This window comes from Photobacterium sp. WH24 (genome assembly GCF_019204055.1).
Lineage (GTDB): Bacteria > Pseudomonadota > Gammaproteobacteria > Enterobacterales > Vibrionaceae > Photobacterium > Photobacterium arenosum.
This window is the reverse complement of sequence record NZ_JAGSOZ010000012.1, coordinates 37,521-54,055: the sequence shown is the minus strand read 5'-3', so window position 1 is coordinate 54,055 and position 16,535 is coordinate 37,521. Positions and strand designations below refer to the sequence as shown.

The following is a 16,535-nucleotide window of genomic DNA, read 5'->3' as shown; positions in this document are numbered from 1 at the left end:
AACCTGGCAGAAGGTTTACATAAAGTGTTTAATTTGTTGCTTTTGAGTTAACAAATGCAGTGAATTAGCAAAAACTGAAAAATTACAAAGCATGAAGACTTGTATGAAATGCGTTCACATGATGTTAATTAAATGTTTTTCCGATATTTTTTAATTGATGCGAAGCAAGAAAAAACACGATCATGCGCAAAAAAATGAAGAGATAAAAAAGTAAGTGATTGGCGAAGCCTTTATAGTGTCTCGCTAAATAAAGCATTCGTCCAATTTACTTTAGCTTGCACATTAATGCTGTTGAATTCTTGTGAAGGAAAGTTATGAAATCTTCAGTTGAAGCCCAACAAGCGAAAGAGATTGTGTTTGATTACACCTCATTTCTGTCTGTGTTGTGTCATCACAGACCAACCTTGTGGGATGCGTTTAAAGTGGTGCTGCCAGCCCTGGAATTTTCCTGGGGCAGATCGTCTGGTTCTGGTGCCAGCAAGACCGAGCGCTTACGTAACCAGGCGCTGAAAGTATTGTCTACCCATACCAGCGATGTGAACAATCTGGTGAGATTGTTGCGGCTGGCCCGTATGGAGCAGATTTCTGAGTTGGACATCCGCCTGCCATATTCATTGGATCAGGATCAGCTGGATCTGATTACAGAAAAAGCAGAGTGCGAGATTCAGGAAGTTGGCAATAATGGCGAACAATTGCACATTCGTTTAATGGTGCCCTGAATCCGGACTGCGCTCATGTCTGCGCCCAAATAACGCCATAGGTAATGGATAAACAAGCGTAGAAAAATGCCAGTTGAATGTATTCGATTCCTGGCATTTTTCATTTCAGTCGAAAGCAATCGTTTCCGTCGCTTTTCAATGCAGCAGAGTATTGGCTCGCTGAGTCCGGTTGATGATAAACGCCATCGAGTTACCATGAATAGCAGCATCATGGATGGTTTTGTTGCAATACTCTTGCACATTCCCGCTGGCAATTACCGCACTACAATTTCCCATGTGTAACGCTTTAGCCATCAGCGCCTGAGTGGATTGTTTGTTCTTCTCTTTTAACACCAGCACTTTACTGATATCGACTCCGGCATTGCTGAGCAGTTGGCGATCCAGCAGTGCATCTGCCCCGATAAACATAATCCAGCGGTTTTGCTCACTGGCCTGTTTTAGCAGTCTGAGCAGATAGGCGAGCTGAGCTTGTTCATGATCGCAGAAACTGACTTCGATAGGATACTGAACCTGGCTGGAACTCAGGGAAGATGAATGAGACAGAAAAGTGGATTTGTACACCTGAGAAGCGGTCACTGATTGGATGCTGTCTAATTGTGCTGTCATGAGAGTTCCATCCTCTGCTAGAGTCGATGTTATTGTGTATTTATACATGCTGTATGTCTATACAGTAGTTTTGAACGTAAAGGGATGCAAGTGTTTTTTGAGTCTGATTCACAATAATCGGAGACGTCTGGCTTTATCTGATACTAGAAACAAAAGTATAAACTCTTGATTTAACATTTTTTTATGTTGATATTTAATTGTCTGTATTCAGGTGAATGTTAAACAGATTTGTGATGTGAATATCATTGACTGTGTATTTATACAGTATGTATGGGCAGTGTCTTATACAGTACTCTTTCCACTACACAGATCAGAAAATGTCGATGGAGTGAACTATGGGAAAGAGAATCTGCCTGAGTGGCTGGGCAAAATGCTTGATAGTGCTGATGCCGGGCTGGCTGTTTTTGACGGGTTGTAGTGAAGCGCTGTCTGTATCAGCGACACCGGTAAAAGGTGTTGACCGCATTGAACAACAAGAACAATCGCTGGATGTGTACTGTTCGTCAGGAATATGCAGCTTCGGGCTCGAAAGCAACCAGAAAGTGACTCTGTCGGTGAATATGTTTTATGGCACAGAGCAACCTTTTACGAAAATTGAAGGAGTGAGTGTGACAGGAGAGTCTGGCGGGACGCTAAAAATGGTGGGACGGCATCAGTTCACACTTGAGATAGCACCTCAAAATATACCTGTTTCTGTGCAAGTGGTGGATTACTATCGATAATCATTGGCTGGTAAATGAAATCACATAAAAGTAAAGCAATGGTTATAGAAACTTAGGTGTTTACTCGCTTCTATTAACTGAAATTTCGTTAACGTGCTCAGATAGCATCGATTTGTGTTAGCAATAGCCAAAATCATGCTCTGATGGCTTGATTTAAACACTATTCATCAGTAGTATCCGCACCTCTTTTTTATGTGGTGGTGTATATGAGCAGATTTGATTGCCTTGAGAGAATTGTCGAAGAATACCGCAAGAAGGTTCGTGACGCAGAATTCAATAAACACAACGACAGCGAAGTTGCGAAAGTCCTGGTTTTACTTGTAGGAAACTCAATGTTCAACCTGGCAGATGAATTTGCAGATTGGGTAAATCGTGGTGGCGATCGTAGTTACGGCGGTAAGTTTTTTGTGTCTAAGCAACTGATGACGTTACTGGAACCTGTGACCTTCCGTGGGGTTACCGTGCGTCGTGATTCAATCAAGTTATTCCGCATAGGTTGATGCTGGTGCTTGATACCGGTGCGTTACCTTGTCACTAAGCTCGCATAAAGAAATTGAGAATTGACCGCAGGCCTTTGTTTTGTCGAAGGTAAGAAAAAGGATGCTCTGGCATCCTTTTTTCGTTTCTGCAGATGCTAAAGCGCTGGCAGGGCTGGCTGGATCTCAATACAGAAATGTGGTCTGATACCGCCCTGAAGTCAGTCAGTACAGAGAGAGCAGTTGATGGATGCAGAATTTTGGCATAGCCGCTGGGCAGAGAACCGAATCGGATTTCATTTAAACGACACTAACCCGGTATTACCTTATTACTGGCCGAAATTAGGGCTGCAACGCGAAGATACTGTGCTTGTGCCTATGTGCGGTAAATCTCTGGATTTGACCTGGCTGGCAGAAAAGCACCATCAGGTAACGGGTGTTGAGTTAAGTGAAATCGCTGTCCGTGCTTATTTTGCCGAGCATTTGTACTTACCGACTGTGACATCATTAGGTAACGGGCATACTCTGTATGAGTTTGATGAGGTCCGTATTTATTGCGGTGATTATTTTACTGCGCCGGTTCAGCCCGTAGACGCTGTGTACGACCGTGCTGCGTTGATTGCGATGCCGGAGAGTATGCGGCAAAGCTATGTGCAGCGCCTGTTATCTTTGGTGAAGCCTGGCGGAAAGATCATGCTGGTGACGCTGGATTACAGCCAGGATGAAATGGCCGGGCCACCGTTTAGCGTCAGTGCAGAAGAAGTGCATTCACTTTTCGCGGGCTGCGCAGTGACTCATATCGGGCGTCAGGACGCCGATGAATCACACCCGCGTCGTCAGCAGGGTTTAAGCCGTTTTGCCGAAGAAGTCTGGTTCATCCAAACCCCAGCCTGAATAAAGTTTGCAGTGTGACTGTGTGGTCAGTCACACTTGTCTGTTCTGATTATTGTCTATTTTTATCATTAGCTTGATCCCGTCTATAGTCAAAATGACCAAGACGGAGGTGAGTCATGAAGGCACAAATCTCAAAGGACAGTTTTCACAGTAAAAAAACCTTGGATACAGGCGGTCAGCGCTTTGATTATTTTGACCTGACCGCACTGCGTCATTTGGGAGAGGTTGACCGCTTACCTTTTTCGCTGAAAGTGTTACTGGAGAACCTGCTCAGGTTTGAAGATGGTGACACTGTCACTGAGTCCGATATCCAATCCGTGATTGACTGGCTTCAAACCCGCCGTTCAGACAAAGAGATTCAATACCGTCCAGCCCGGGTGCTGATGCAAGATTTTACCGGTGTGCCGGCTGTGGTGGACCTGGCTGCAATGCGGGATGCCATGACCCGGGCCGGTAAAAACCCCGACAGCATCAATCCTCAGTCGGCCGTTGATCTGGTGATTGATCACTCTGTGATGGTGGATGTTTACGCTTCTGAGCAGGCTTTTGCCCGAAACGTTGAACTTGAAATGCAGCGTAACATTGAACGCTATCAGTTTTTGCGCTGGGGCCAGCAAGCTTTTACCAATTTTCGTGTCGTCCCGCCGGGAACAGGAATATGCCACCAGGTTAATCTTGAATACCTTGGACAATCGGTGTGGCAGGACAGTGGCGTTTTGTATCCGGACACCCTGGTCGGAACCGACTCACATACCACTATGATCAATGCCTTGGGTGTACTTGGCTGGGGGGTTGGCGGCATTGAGGCTGAAGCCGCTATGCTTGGTCAGCCAATCTCTATGTTAATCCCGGAAGTGATTGGTTTTCATCTCAGCGGTAAATTGCATCCGGGTGTGACGGCAACAGACCTTGTATTAACTGTCACTGAGATGCTGCGAAAAAAAGGGGTAGTCGGTAAATTCGTGGAATTCTACGGCCCTGGTTTAGATGCATTGCCTTTGGCTGATCGGGCGACAATTGCCAATATGGCACCAGAATACGGTGCTACCTGCGGATTCTTTCCGATTGATCAGGAAACACTGCGCTATATGCGCCTTTCGGGGCGCAGTGAGTCTCTGATTGCCCGCGTTGAAGCCTATGCCAAAGCCAACGCCATGTGGCGGGATTCCAGCCAGCCTGAACCACTTTATACAGATACCCTGGCATTGGCACTGGATCAGGTTGTCCCGAGCCTGGCTGGCCCCAAGCGCCCGCAGGACAGAGTCCCGTTGCCTGATATCAAAACCGCGACGGAAGACTTGCTGGCATTGAGCGGCCTGCAACCAGAACAGCAAATCCAGGTCGATTTAGGCGATTATGGCGAGGATACCAAAGGCAAGAGCTTCTCACTGACTCACGGTGATGTCGTGATTGCCGCCATCACATCTTGCACCAATACCTCTAACCCCAGCGTCATGTTAGCCGCGGGTTTACTGGCTAAAAATGCGGTGGAAAAAGGTCTGCAGACTAAGCCCTGGGTTAAAAGCTCCCTTGCGCCAGGCTCGAAAGTGGTGACCCGGTATTTTGAGGCATCGGGTCTGCAAGACTATCTGAACAAGCTTGGATTCAATTTAGTGGGGTATGGCTGTACGACATGTATCGGAAATTCCGGACCGCTACTTGCCCCAATCGAAAAAGCCATCAATGACGCCAACCTTACTGTTTCCTCGGTGCTGTCGGGCAACCGAAACTTTGAAGGTCGCGTGCATCCGCTGGTGAAAGCTAACTGGCTGGCGTCTCCGCCTCTGGTGGTTGCCTTTGCATTGGCCGGTACGACAAGCATTGACCTGACCAAAGAGCCGCTGGGTCAGGACAGCAATGGTCAGCCTGTGTATCTGAAAGATGTCTGGCCTTCCCAGGAAGACATCACGCAGGCGATGAAGGAAGTGAAGAACAGCCTGTTTGAGCAGGAATATGCGGACATTTTTACCGGTGACGATATCTGGCAGCAGATCACCATCAATAAAGGCAATACGTACCAGTGGCGGCCAGATTCTACTTACGTTCGCCTTCCGCCCTATTTTGACGAGATAACACAGCCGCTAAAACCACTGAAAGATATTGAAAATGCAGCCATTCTGGCATTATTTGGTGACTCAATAACGACCGACCATATCTCACCGGCGGGTAACATAAAGCCAGACAGCCCGGCAGGGCACTATTTGCAGGAGCAGGGTATTGAACCGGCAGATTTTAATTCCTACGGTTCACGGCGCGGCAATCATGAAGTCATGATGCGCGGCACCTTTGCCAACATTCGTATTAAGAACCTGATGCTCAAGGGGAAAGAAGGCGGGTACACTATTTATCAGCCGACAGGGGAAGAGGTATCAATTTATGATGCTGCGATGAAGTATCAGGATCAGAGCATACCTCTGGTGATTTTTGCCGGGAAAGAATACGGCACCGGATCCAGCAGGGACTGGGCTGCAAAAGGGACCAACTTACTGGGTGTAAAAGCGGTACTGGCTGAAAGTTTTGAGCGAATTCACCGTTCAAATCTGGTGGGTATGGGGGTGATTCCTGTTGAGCTTCCTGAAGGTTTACTGGCTTCATTGTCGTTAACCGGCAAGGAAAAAATACAGCTGAAAGGCATTGATAGCTTGTCGCCGGGGGCAACGCTGACACTGGAAATCACCAACGAACAGGGACAAGAGTCACAATATGGCGTAAAAGCCCGGGTTGATACCCGAACGGAAATGGCGTATCTCAAGGCTGGAGGTATTTTGCATTATGTTTTGAGAACAATGATTTCTACCGAATGACAATGCGTTTTTCTGTAATTATTTGACACTTGGTATGTCAAATAATTGTCATTTGTATGGTTGTAGGTTCGTATTGCCGCGATATTGCAGTTACAGTAGAGTGACAAGCTTAAAGAGAGCTCTATCAGTATAATCTAAGGTCGTTAGAGCGCAATTCAGGGAAAACGGACAGTAACATGAAGAAGTCGTTGATTGGTATTTTGTTGTGCGGTTTGTCTACGTCGGCTTTGGCGTCGCAATCGGCAGGTATTTTTCTTGGTTCGCCAATGAGTGGTGTGCAGTATAAACACAATGACCTGCGTTTTTCGCTGGGGTTAGACGAATTTGGTTTTGCGGTCGATAAAACCTTCAACCTGGGTACGTTGACCAGAAATCCGCAGCTTAACATGGGGTATACCTTTGTCGGCGCACAGTATGTTGATAACCATTATGACAAATTGGGTATCCGTTCCGGTATTGGCCTGGAAGTGCCTATTAATCAGTTTGAGCTGTATGGTGAAGTTGGACCGACGCTGTATATGGTGGAAGATGTTGATGTCGAACTGGAAGCGGCTATGGGTGTAAGAGTGCGTTTCTGATTCAGAATGAATGTAAATAGCTGAATGAATCCCAAAAAAGCACAATGAATCGAAAAAGCTGGCTAATTGCCAGCTTTTTTGTGTCTGTTGCCCCCGTCCTGCTTGATGCCGCATTGGTGTTGGCTGCGTTCCCATACCCCAATCACTTAGTTATCTATGCCCATGGGGCTTCACTTACTTGCCGCTTACCTGCAACTTCAAGTCGTTTGGGTATCTTTTAGTTAAGCTGCTTCATTGATAGTAGCCGCCTGTAACATCGGTTTTCTTCGTTCCCACTGCGTAATGAAAGCGACTGAGGCGATAATAATGGCAGCCCCCAGCCAAAGCCGTCCAGGTGGTACCCATCCGAAGACGATAAACCCGGCAAGCACGTTCAATGGCAGTTTGGCATGATCGAAAGGCTGTACGAAAGAAGCGTCAGCAATGGCATAGGCTTTAGCTATGGCCCAGTTAGCCAGTGCGGTAAATAATCCGGCACCTATCAGAAGAACCCAGGTGTGCTGGCCAACAGGCAGGGTGAAATCAGGTGCAGCAAGAAAAAGGTTAAATGGCGTGATCAGCACCAGCAGGTAGACAACCATAGTCGTCGGGGAGTCGTGGTGCGACATCTTCTTCACCATCAGAGAATAGCTCGCCCAGAAGAAAGCCGCGCCAATGGGCAGCAATGAGGCTAGGTTGAAATTGTCGGCCCACGGCTCAAGAATGATCATCGCACCTGCAAAGCCGGCCAGGGTTGCCATCCAGCGTACAAAGCCGACCTTTTCTTTCAGCAGCAAACCCGAGCCTACGGTGGCGAACAAAGGCGATGTCATCAGTAGCGCAATGCCTTGCCAGATAGGTACAGGGTATGCCAGGGCCCACAGCCATAACTGAATACCGATAACAGACAGAAACACGCGGAAGCAGTGCATACCAAAGTGTTGAGTTTTCAGAGCCTGACGAAGACCGATATTGTGCAGCCAGGGAAGCATGACCAGGAGAGCAATAAAGTATTGAATCAAACCGACAGTGGTAGATGGCAAATGGAAGGTCACACTCAGGTATTGTGCCATGCTGTTAACCACGGCAAACGCCATTCCGGCTGTCAGCATCCAGCAAGCGCCCTGAATAGGGTTGTGTCGATGAGTCATAAGGTGTCTTTCAGAAAAAATAATCTGGAATCATACTCTGATGAGTGCATAGAAGAAATTGTTAATTGATAAAAAAAGCCGACAAAACAGGGAGCTTTGTCGGCGGCAAGGAATTCTTAATTTGTTATCAGATAGCGGCGTAAGAAAGTGGCATATCAGGATTGAAGGTTTCCAGCGTATTTTGAGTATCAGCCAGCAAGCTGATCGCTGAGTCTTTCTGTTCAACCAAAGCGGCTTCAACAATATCTGACAGCGAATAGCTCGCCATATTCATGTTAATCAGTGCCACCTGGAGTGGTGGCAGGCTCGGGTTAAATGCCGCATTCTCTGCATACATGCCTGAGAACAGTCGGCCATCTTTCGTTTTCAGCGCAACTCCCGCATAGTTTTTACTGTATGGCGCATGTGATTTATCTGCCGCCTTACAGGCTGCTTGCAGCAGCACATCATCGGTTTCGAGCTTCAGCTCATGTGAGCTGTCTGATAATAAGAGCTCGGTGATACCCAGATCAGACGGGCCAAAGGACTCTGGCAGATATTCCTGCAGTGCTTTGGGTGAACGCTCTGGCAACTGTACCACGATGCTTTGTGCCGTCGTCAGTTCATTCATGAACTGCCGGCAATGCCCGCAGGGGGAGTAGTTGACGGTAATGTCGGTAATGCCCGTTTCGCCTTTCAACCAGGCATGGCTGATTGCAGATTGCTCTGCGTGAACCGTTTGTGACATAGAGGTGGCGCTGAATTCCATGTTCGCACCGAAATACAGACGACCTGAGTTTCCGCGGGCAATGGCACCCACATGGAAGTTTGAGAGAGAAGCAATCGAGTAGGCCGCAGCCACTTTCAGTAACTGAATACGGAGTTCTGCATCCGTCAGATGACTGTCTTTCATTAACTGTTCAAATTCTTCTTTGCTCAGTGTGGCATCAAAACCCGGAGCGGTAATGATAGGCTTAAGCGCCTGTGACAATGTGTGTGGCAGGTGCTCTAAAGCGTCCATTACTTCGGTGCGCATACTGATTCTCCTTAATGTATTCACTTACGCATTGTAGTGCGTAAACGAATAAATATAGTGACAAAGATCACTATTAAAGGTTGTTTATTTCACTCTATTTACAAATTGGTGAGTGGTTTCACATGATTGATGAGGTAAGTGTCTGTATTTCAATACTCAGTAAAGCGGCCTGGCTGTGTGGGTGTTGCAAGGGCGTTGCACAGCTAAACCGCTTAAGAAGTGGCAGGTGGATCGGTTGTCAGTGAAAGACAGACAACAGCAACGGATAGATTATCGGGGCGAGTATGGCGGTAATGACGCCACAAAGTACTAAGGCCAGTGAGCTGAACGCGCCATCTTTGTAATTTTCCTCAGCCGCTTTAGCCGTTCCTAACGCGTGTGCCACAGTCCCCATGCTTAATCCTTTGGCCATGGGATGGGTGATGTTGATGAGTTTAAACAACGGATAACCTAATACAGCACCAAAGATGCCGGCGATCAGAACCATGACAGCGGCCAGCGACGGCACACCACCAATTTGTTCAGCAACCGCCATAGCGATGGGGGTGGTCACGGATTTAGGCAGAATGCTTGCAGTAAGCTGTAAATCAGCGCCAAGAGCAAGAGCAATCGCTGTCCCGGTAATCATTGAGAGTATGCTGCCAAACAGGGTGGCTGTGACTATGACTTTCCAGCGGCTGCGGATTTGCGGCAATTGCTCATAAAGAGGGAAAGCAAGGGCAACAACAGCGGGCTCCAGAAGGAAATGAATCCATTTATTATCATCGAAATAGACGTCATAAGGCACATTAAGCACCAAAAGCAAAGGAATGATCACCACCAGACAGAGAAGTAACGGATTAAGAATGGGGTGCTGGAAGCGCTTGGATAATTTACGGGCAAGAATAAAAACAATCAGCGTTACGGCTAACCACATCAGTCAGACTCCTTGCGCTGTACATACCAGCCAACAAATAACAGAACCACCAAACTGCTGCCTATGGTGCTTACCAGAACAGGCAACGCATTGGCTCTGAGCAGATCCAGGTAATTCACCAGTCCGACACCCACCGGCACAAACAAAATAGCCATATGGCGAATAAACAGATGACAGCCGGGTTTAGCCCAGTTGGGCGGCAACAGGCCCGTAGACAGAGCTGTGAAGAGAAATAACATGCCGAGAATGCTGCCGGGGATGGGGATCTGAGTAAGAGACTGAAATCCTTTACCGACCATCAGAAAAATGGCGATGATTGCAAATGAACGCAGGTAGCTCATAGACGTCAGGATGATGATAAATGGTGTCGCAATGATACAAAATAGATGAGATCTACACCACATTTCTTTGCGGCTGTATTTATCCTGGACTGCTTGTTCACAGGTTTGAAACGATGACGATTGCAATGCCGGCGGCAGCAAGCAGCAACACAGACAGTTTATGCATCAGGCTGTGTTTTACTATGTGCTCTGTTGCCGAGCTATGCGGTCGTCTGGTTTTAATCGTTGTGATTGCTGGCTGTGGCGACGGCAGCGTCTCGGGTTGTTTGAAGCGATGGATATGGCGACAGGTCTCTTTCGGCAGAGGGACACGAAAGCCAAAATGGGGGAGCACTTCGATAGGAATAGCCATTACACCGTTAACAGTCAGCTTGCGGCGAAGCGAGTTGAATATCGAAGCCAGGTCGATTTTTTGTATGTGAGACATGGAATCCTGCGGAAGAAATGTTTTATCAGACAATGATTTATGGCTGATCACCTCTCCGGCAAAGTAGCACAGAGCTTCAAGCAGGCGTGACTCATGCAGCGTCAGGGCTGTCTCTGATTTATCAGGCCAGACAAGCAGCCGCAGATCGGGTTCAAAATCCACCCTGGCAAATCGATAACACCGGGTGAGAGACTCAGTTGCCATAATAGTCACTTTTCCAATTTACTGTCGGCATGCTGTCCCTATGGCATCTGGCAGTAAAACATCATTGGCTTGATGGTGGCTTATGTTGCCAAGCGCCTCCATGACGCATGGCACAAAGCGGGTACTTATTAATTGTTATTGGCCTTGCGTTGAAGTTCAAACTACCAGGGCAGGAAAAGTGTCTGAAAAAAGAAACCCTGACTGCTCAGCAGGTCAGGGTTGCGAAATTACTGAGCAAGATCAGCGCTCTGTAACGATTTGTCTTTCTGGCATCCTGGCTGTGTAATTACACCAGCTTGCCTACGTAATCGTACACGGCCTTCAGGATTTTCATTTTTCTCTCATCGCTTTGGTGCTCCATCGCGATAGATTCGAGATTTTGCATGTAAGCCGGCAGTTTGGTTTCGAAGTAATCCTGACAATGATACTTCCACTGCTGCTGTTCCTGATGGCTTAGCGTTAACGGGAAATTACGGGCGCGGTAGCGAAGCAGCAATGGTTTGATGCGTTTGTCATCCACATTCAGTTCGAGTTTGCCCAGCTCCTCAGGCGCGGACTCACGAATGATATCCATCGCCGATTTGTCCGCAGCAGAAAAAAAGCCGTTATACAGTTGTGTATCAACATCATCGTTTGGCTCAAATTCTCTGTCCTGACCAAACACGGCCAGCAGTTTTTCACGGATCTGAGGCTTATCTTTCAGTGCGCTCAGGTTAGCCAGACATTGAGTCCGATCGATCCCTAGTCGCTCAGCATCTTCGGCCGTCAGTGTTTTTGCCGGTGCCAGCACAGGGCACTTATTAATATGAACCAGCTTGAGCGGAACAGGTAGCTCGCCGGGGTTGAGATCAGCACGTTTGGTGTACAGCCGCTCGCGCAAACTGTCAGCATCCAGATCGAACAGCGGGGCAGGATCCATTGCCAGATTGACACAAATGACCGCATTCTTGTTATCCGGATGCCAGGCCATGGGGACGATCCAGCTGGTATTCCCGCACTCAGAACCAAACATACCTGAAACATGCACCAAGGGCGTCATCTCAGCGATGTCGATCAGTTCCTGTAATTTACGTTTATGACGTAAGTTAAACAGGTAGTTAAAGAGTTTGGGTTGGCTGGCTTTGACTTTCCTGGCCAGCTCAATTGTGGCGTACACATCGGCCATTGCGTCGTGCGCGTTGCTGTGTTCGATTCCGTTTTCAACAGATAAATGCTCAAGCTTAAAGCTCGGGAATCCGTCTTCGTTTGTTGGCCAGTTCAGACCATCTGGGCGTAACGCATAGCAAGTACGCATGATATCAAGCATATCCCAGCGCGAATTGCCGCTTTGCCAGCTCCAGGCATAGGGATCGTAAAAATTACGGTACAGAGTATACCGAGTGACCTCGTCATCGAAGCGCACATTGTTATAGCCGATGACGCAGGTATTGGGTTTTGAGAGCTCGGCATGAATGCGCGCAATAAATTCATGCTCCGGTAAGCCTTTTTCCATCGCTTCTTGCGGTGTAATACCTGTGATCAGGCAGGCTTCGGGTGACGGCAGGTAATCGCTGGGCGGCTGGCAGTAAATCACCAATGGCTCACCAATCACATTGAAATCCATGTCGGTTCTCACCCCGGCAAACTGGCAAGGTCGATCAACCGAAGGATTTGCACCGAATGTCTCATAGTCCAGCCAAAACAAGGTTGGCTGGTTATCGTTATTACTCATTCTTACCTTTACTGGCATAAACGTGTTTTCTGAGGTCATTCTACCAAAGAATTGCACTGGCTGCGGGGGATTTTGGTATGGATGACGTGCTGTACCTTTGAAAGAACAGATTATTTTAAGATGACGAACAAGCGCATACCGACAGCGGTTAGGCATAAGGACTGTTGCTCTGAATGGATCTTGGGTTGTTATGTAACCTCAATGACATCGAGTTGAACGTCTTCGTAGGCGTCAGCCGCTGTATTGCGCCTTTTAAGGATTAGCACTTCACCAGCCTGAAAGGGCTTGCCACCCGGGCCGACAGGGAATTGCAGCATGACCTTCTCAGAGGCGGATGAACCTTCGCCGCGACCGTAAACATGGGCCTGGCTGATAGGGTGCTCATCAGCGGCGTTCGGGCTTTTTCGAAAGGCATAAATGATCTGGCTGTCGACAGGGATCCGTTGAAGCCAGACACGGAGAATGCCGTTTCTTGCAGCGGTAGGGGGAACGGTAATTTTCATGGCAATTTGATTATAGTTAAACCCTGTGGCTGCAAGAGGCAGATACCACAGGGCAATCGCTATTTCTTCGCAAAAGTGCGCAGGGAGCAACCATCATATTTGAGGGTTTCCGGTGGAACGGCTTTGCCTTTTGCATCAATAACAAGCAGGTAGATTTTCACATCATCGACGGATTTCTTCCGGCCAATAAAGCGCCGTAATCCGCGAGTGAGATCAATCGAATAACGTGTGTGCCCGTAGCGCAATGGATGCTTCGTACGAATATCGTAATCGTCCCGCACGGCCATTGTCGGATTACAATGCCCTGATGCTCCGTGACAAGTACCATGACCAAACAGGACGAGGCGTCCAGAGTAACTTTCATCGTCATAACCGGTTGAAGCATTGCAGGCGGGATTATTGATATAAGCGCGAATCTCATAACTCTCTTTGGGTGGATGTAAACGAAGGAAATCAAGTTGCGCCCGGACAAAGCCGCCTTCTACCAGTCCCATTGATAGCTCTTTAGCCAGGCTTGCTGCTGCTGAGAGTGATTTGGCTGGCAGGGTGTTGGTGGTACCTGTGGCTGCGATGGCGGATTCCACTGAATTGTCAGAATAGATGTACTTTAGCGAATTCTCTGCGTCAATCAGATCACGCCCGATGCGTCCGTCATAGACAACTTTCTGTTGAACGAATGTCGGAATATTTGCATCAGGGTGCAGTGTTTGCCAGTCAAACCAGACTTTGTCGACCATGGAATGGTGAAGCCAGAAAAGGGGATCATAGGCCGCAGAAATGACTGAGCTCATGTCACCGGATCCTTGTGGTAAGGGGGAGTTACCTGCACCACCGACATACACATGCACAGCACCATGCGCACCAAAATCGAAATCTTCCTGGAAGCGCATAAAGTTGGGGTTGTCCATATAACGGTCAATATCGTTTTTCAGCTGACTGATGATGCTTTTAAAAGCGCTGGGGAAGCGTTGTGTGTATTGTTCATCACCTTCCAGGCCCTGTGACGTTATGCGATACAGGCTTTTTGCACGGTTGAGGGGATTATCCAGCTGGACGCCTTCTGCATTCTTATACTGACTGTCATTGAGTACTTTTGGCAGGCCGTTTGCCGCATGAGTCGATTGACTGAACTGTGTCCAGTCCCAATAAGGCAATGTGAGTTCAAGTTCTTTATCTTTACGTTTCCACTGTAAGGCCGTATTCAGAGCCTTTTCGAATGAGTAGATATATGAGCGGTGCCAGGTAAGAAATACCCGGTTATCATCGTGGCAAAGATCCTGATCATAACCGTGACCACGGGCCAGCGAAAAATAGCCACGGCGATCGCCAACTGCAATGTCTGAAATTTCATACATTGCGGCATAGGCGTCTCGTAAATCGTTCATGTCTTCAGGATTCAGACGTAACAGGTTAAAACGGATCAGGGGTAAGCCTGCCATTTTTCTGCGGTAATTGAGTTTAGCAATGGTTGTCATTTATCGATCCTCATTCCTTACATCTGTCATTTAAAAAGCGGAAGGCAATAAGGAGACGGCTGAACCCGGGGAACCATTGCCTGCTTTTTTATACATAGCTGTGTTCACTATAGTGCACTTGAATGCTTATGGCGGTTAAAGTTGAAAAGTGTGAACTAGGGTGTATGAGCTAAGGAGACAGGTTATGCATCTTATGTGGGGGTTAACTGAGTGGGAGGCAATTTGGTCAGACGCTGTGAGTTTTTTCTTCAATGGTGAAGAGCAAAGCTTTTCATTGAGGTGAAAACATCGGGAAGCGTTTTTTTGGGGGCAGAGGATGATTCAGAGGAAATAAAAAGAGCGCCCTCAGGCGCTCTTTTTCGTGTTCATGTGCTTGAAGAGGGCTTATGCGCGCTCAACGTTAGCAGCTTGAGGACCTTTTTGGCCTTGCTCGATATCGAACTTCACTTTCTGACCTTCAGCCAGAGATTTGAAGCCTTCACCAGTGATAGCACGGAAGTGTACGAATACGTCTGCACCGCCGTTGTCTTGAGTGATGAAACCGAAGCCTTTCTCGTCGTTAAACCACTTAACAGTACCAGTTGCTTTAGACATAGGATGTCTCCTGAAAATATAGGAATAAATACGCCCTTGGGCGTGCTTCATGCCAACATAATGGATTACTTATGGACAAGGATGTAGCTCTTCAGGACAACGGCGCTTAGGTGAAGCGGGTGTATCGAAGTATACTTTTCACTTTGTTGCATAAATAGCGTTGCATTATAGGCAGAGTTATTAGGCCACAATGCAAAGCAGACGGCAAGCAAATAGTGAGTCATACCCAAAAAATCCTGAAAAACTGTGAAGATAACTGCAAATGTGAGGAATTGTGAAATGGATTCAGGGTTTTACCTGAAAGGAGAAAGAGGAACTGGTCGGATTTCAGCGACAAAAAAAGGGCTTCGCAGCCCCTTTTACGCTAATGTGATGTTAGCTTATAGTCTTTCTACGTTAGCTGCTTGCAAGCCTTTTTGACCTTGCTCAACCTCGTACTGTACTTTTTGACCTTCTTGCAGCGTTTTGAATCCATCACCGGCAATTGCGCGGAAGTGAACAAATACGTCGGCACCACCGTTATCCTGAGTGATAAAACCGAAACCCTTTTCCTCGTTAAACCACTTAACGGTACCTGTTGCTTTGGACATGTTGTCTCCTGAATCTCTTACTCTTTACGTAGCTAACCAATAAGGCTTAACGAAACACCAAAGAATTGCTAACTCTACATCCACAGTCATCCGAAAGAGTCCTGACGAGAAGTGCTGCACACAATCGTATTAAGCTAAATCAATACTGGTATTAAGAAAGAGTAGGCTCTTGTATTCCAAAAGCAAATAATTCCGCAGTATATTGTGAGTCACATAACAAGAAACAGTGTGCATATTTGTTTTTCATTGCTTGTCGCATTAATGAAAAGCATCTGTCATCAGAATAATGAAAATCAACAGTATAATTAATCGGTTAAAAATTGAACTTGATTTTTGAGGCGCTGAGCAAGATCAATGAAATGCAGGGTGTAGTGAATTAAGAGTGATCTTACTTGTGAAGAAAGACAAGTTTCTGTTATAACCCAAGTAATGTCGGTTTTCTAGTTTCAAAGTAAGGACAAAACATGAGTAATATCCTGGAATTGGTGCGTCTTGCAAGGCGTAAAAATAAACTTAAGCGTGAAATTCTTGATAATGACCGCAAGATCAGAGACAACCGCAAGCGCGTTGAGTTGCTGGAAAACCTGATTGATTACATTCAGCCGAATATGACACATGAAGAGATTGTCAGCATTATTGAAAACATGAAAGCGGATTATGAAGACCGCGTTGATGATCACATCATCATCACTGCTGAGCTATCAAAAGAGCGTCGTGAAGCCAGTAAGCAATTGAAAGAACATAAGCGTACTGAGCTGGCGAACCGCCCGGCTAAATAAGCGGATAAGTAACAATAACCGTTTGTATCTGATAATAAAAAAGCCGCGTAA

Annotated in this window: 18 protein-coding genes; 7 read left to right on the top strand and 11 right to left on the bottom strand. The window is 47.1% G+C overall.

What is annotated here, in order from left to right:
• The first annotated feature begins 314 nt into the window (after positions 1–314).
• Positions 315–719 carry a hypothetical protein gene (locus KCG43_RS14955; protein WP_192016663.1) on the top strand — a complete coding sequence of 135 codons (405 nt, stop codon included), beginning with the start codon at positions 315–317 and terminating at the stop codon, positions 717–719.
• Between the two features lie 135 nt (positions 720–854).
• Here KCG43_RS14955 and KCG43_RS14950 read toward each other — a convergent pair whose 3' ends face one another.
• Positions 855–1,325, bottom strand: a complete 471-nt coding sequence (locus tag KCG43_RS14950) for a SulA-like leucine-rich domain-containing protein (protein ID WP_192016662.1) — start codon at positions 1,323–1,325, stop codon at positions 855–857.
• Between the two features lie 335 nt (positions 1,326–1,660).
• On the opposite strand from KCG43_RS14950, the gene KCG43_RS14945 reads away from it, so the two are divergent.
• The 5 genes from KCG43_RS14945 (at position 1,661) to KCG43_RS14925 (ending at position 6,799) form a co-directional block, all read left to right on the top strand.
• Positions 1,661–2,047, top strand: coding sequence for a spore gernimation protein (locus KCG43_RS14945; protein WP_192016661.1), 387 nt, complete (start codon positions 1,661–1,663; stop codon positions 2,045–2,047).
• Between the two features lie 206 nt (positions 2,048–2,253).
• Entirely contained in the window at positions 2,254–2,547 is a 294-nt protein-coding gene (locus KCG43_RS14940; RefSeq protein ID WP_027252174.1) for a hypothetical protein, read from the top strand.
• Between the two features lie 222 nt (positions 2,548–2,769).
• Positions 2,770–3,417: a thiopurine S-methyltransferase gene (locus KCG43_RS14935; protein WP_218385893.1), complete on the top strand. Its 648-nt coding sequence runs from the start codon at positions 2,770–2,772 to the stop codon at positions 3,415–3,417.
• Between the two features lie 116 nt (positions 3,418–3,533).
• On the top strand, positions 3,534–6,221 hold the full coding sequence (gene acnA, locus KCG43_RS14930) for an aconitate hydratase AcnA (protein WP_218385892.1): 2,688 nt from the start codon (positions 3,534–3,536) through the stop codon (positions 6,219–6,221).
• Between the two features lie 176 nt (positions 6,222–6,397).
• A complete protein-coding gene (locus KCG43_RS14925) occupies positions 6,398–6,799 on the top strand; it encodes a hypothetical protein (protein ID WP_218385891.1) in 402 nt (133 codons plus the stop codon).
• A gap of 221 nt (positions 6,800–7,020) precedes the next feature.
• Here the strand turns inward: KCG43_RS14925 and KCG43_RS14920 are convergent, their stop codons facing one another.
• The 10 genes from KCG43_RS14920 to KCG43_RS14875 form a co-directional block, all read right to left on the bottom strand.
• Positions 7,021–7,929: a DMT family transporter gene (locus tag KCG43_RS14920; protein ID WP_192016657.1), complete on the bottom strand. Its 909-nt coding sequence runs from the start codon at positions 7,927–7,929 to the stop codon at positions 7,021–7,023.
• Positions 7,930–8,056: 127 nt separating this feature from the next.
• The gene (gene cdd / locus KCG43_RS14915) at positions 8,057–8,944 is read right to left on the bottom strand and encodes a cytidine deaminase (RefSeq protein WP_218385889.1); all 888 of its coding nucleotides are present in this window, start codon (positions 8,942–8,944) and stop codon (positions 8,057–8,059) included.
• A 238-nt stretch (positions 8,945–9,182) separates the two neighbouring features.
• Entirely contained in the window at positions 9,183–9,860 is a 678-nt protein-coding gene (locus tag KCG43_RS14910) for a CidB/LrgB family autolysis modulator (protein WP_218385887.1), read from the bottom strand.
• Positions 9,860–10,201, bottom strand: coding sequence for a CidA/LrgA family protein (locus KCG43_RS14905; RefSeq protein ID WP_218385885.1), 342 nt, complete (start codon positions 10,199–10,201; stop codon positions 9,860–9,862). The genes KCG43_RS14910 and KCG43_RS14905 overlap by 1 nt, the downstream gene beginning before the upstream one ends.
• 97 nt (positions 10,202–10,298) lie before the next feature.
• Entirely contained in the window at positions 10,299–10,832 is a 534-nt protein-coding gene (locus KCG43_RS14900; protein ID WP_218385883.1) for a hypothetical protein, read from the bottom strand.
• A 286-nt stretch (positions 10,833–11,118) separates the two neighbouring features.
• Positions 11,119–12,543 (bottom strand): exodeoxyribonuclease I, encoded by a 1,425-nt coding sequence (gene sbcB / locus KCG43_RS14895; protein WP_192016653.1) that lies wholly within the window; start codon positions 12,541–12,543, stop codon positions 11,119–11,121.
• Positions 12,544–12,731: 188 nt separating this feature from the next.
• Complete coding sequence (locus KCG43_RS14890; protein ID WP_218385882.1) at positions 12,732–13,046, bottom strand: hypothetical protein; 315 nt, start codon at positions 13,044–13,046, stop codon at positions 12,732–12,734.
• Between the two features lie 59 nt (positions 13,047–13,105).
• Positions 13,106–14,521, bottom strand: coding sequence for a tyrosinase family protein (locus KCG43_RS14885; RefSeq protein ID WP_218385881.1), 1,416 nt, complete (start codon positions 14,519–14,521; stop codon positions 13,106–13,108).
• Positions 14,522–14,905: 384 nt separating this feature from the next.
• Positions 14,906–15,115, bottom strand: a complete 210-nt coding sequence (locus tag KCG43_RS14880; RefSeq protein WP_027252186.1) for a cold-shock protein — start codon at positions 15,113–15,115, stop codon at positions 14,906–14,908.
• A gap of 380 nt (positions 15,116–15,495) precedes the next feature.
• A complete protein-coding gene (locus KCG43_RS14875; protein ID WP_027252187.1) occupies positions 15,496–15,705 on the bottom strand; it encodes a cold-shock protein in 210 nt (69 codons plus the stop codon).
• Positions 15,706–16,169: 464 nt separating this feature from the next.
• On the opposite strand from KCG43_RS14875, the gene KCG43_RS14870 reads away from it, so the two are divergent.
• Entirely contained in the window at positions 16,170–16,484 is a 315-nt protein-coding gene (locus KCG43_RS14870; protein WP_192017070.1) for a DUF496 family protein, read from the top strand.
• Positions 16,485–16,535 lie beyond the last annotated feature (51 nt).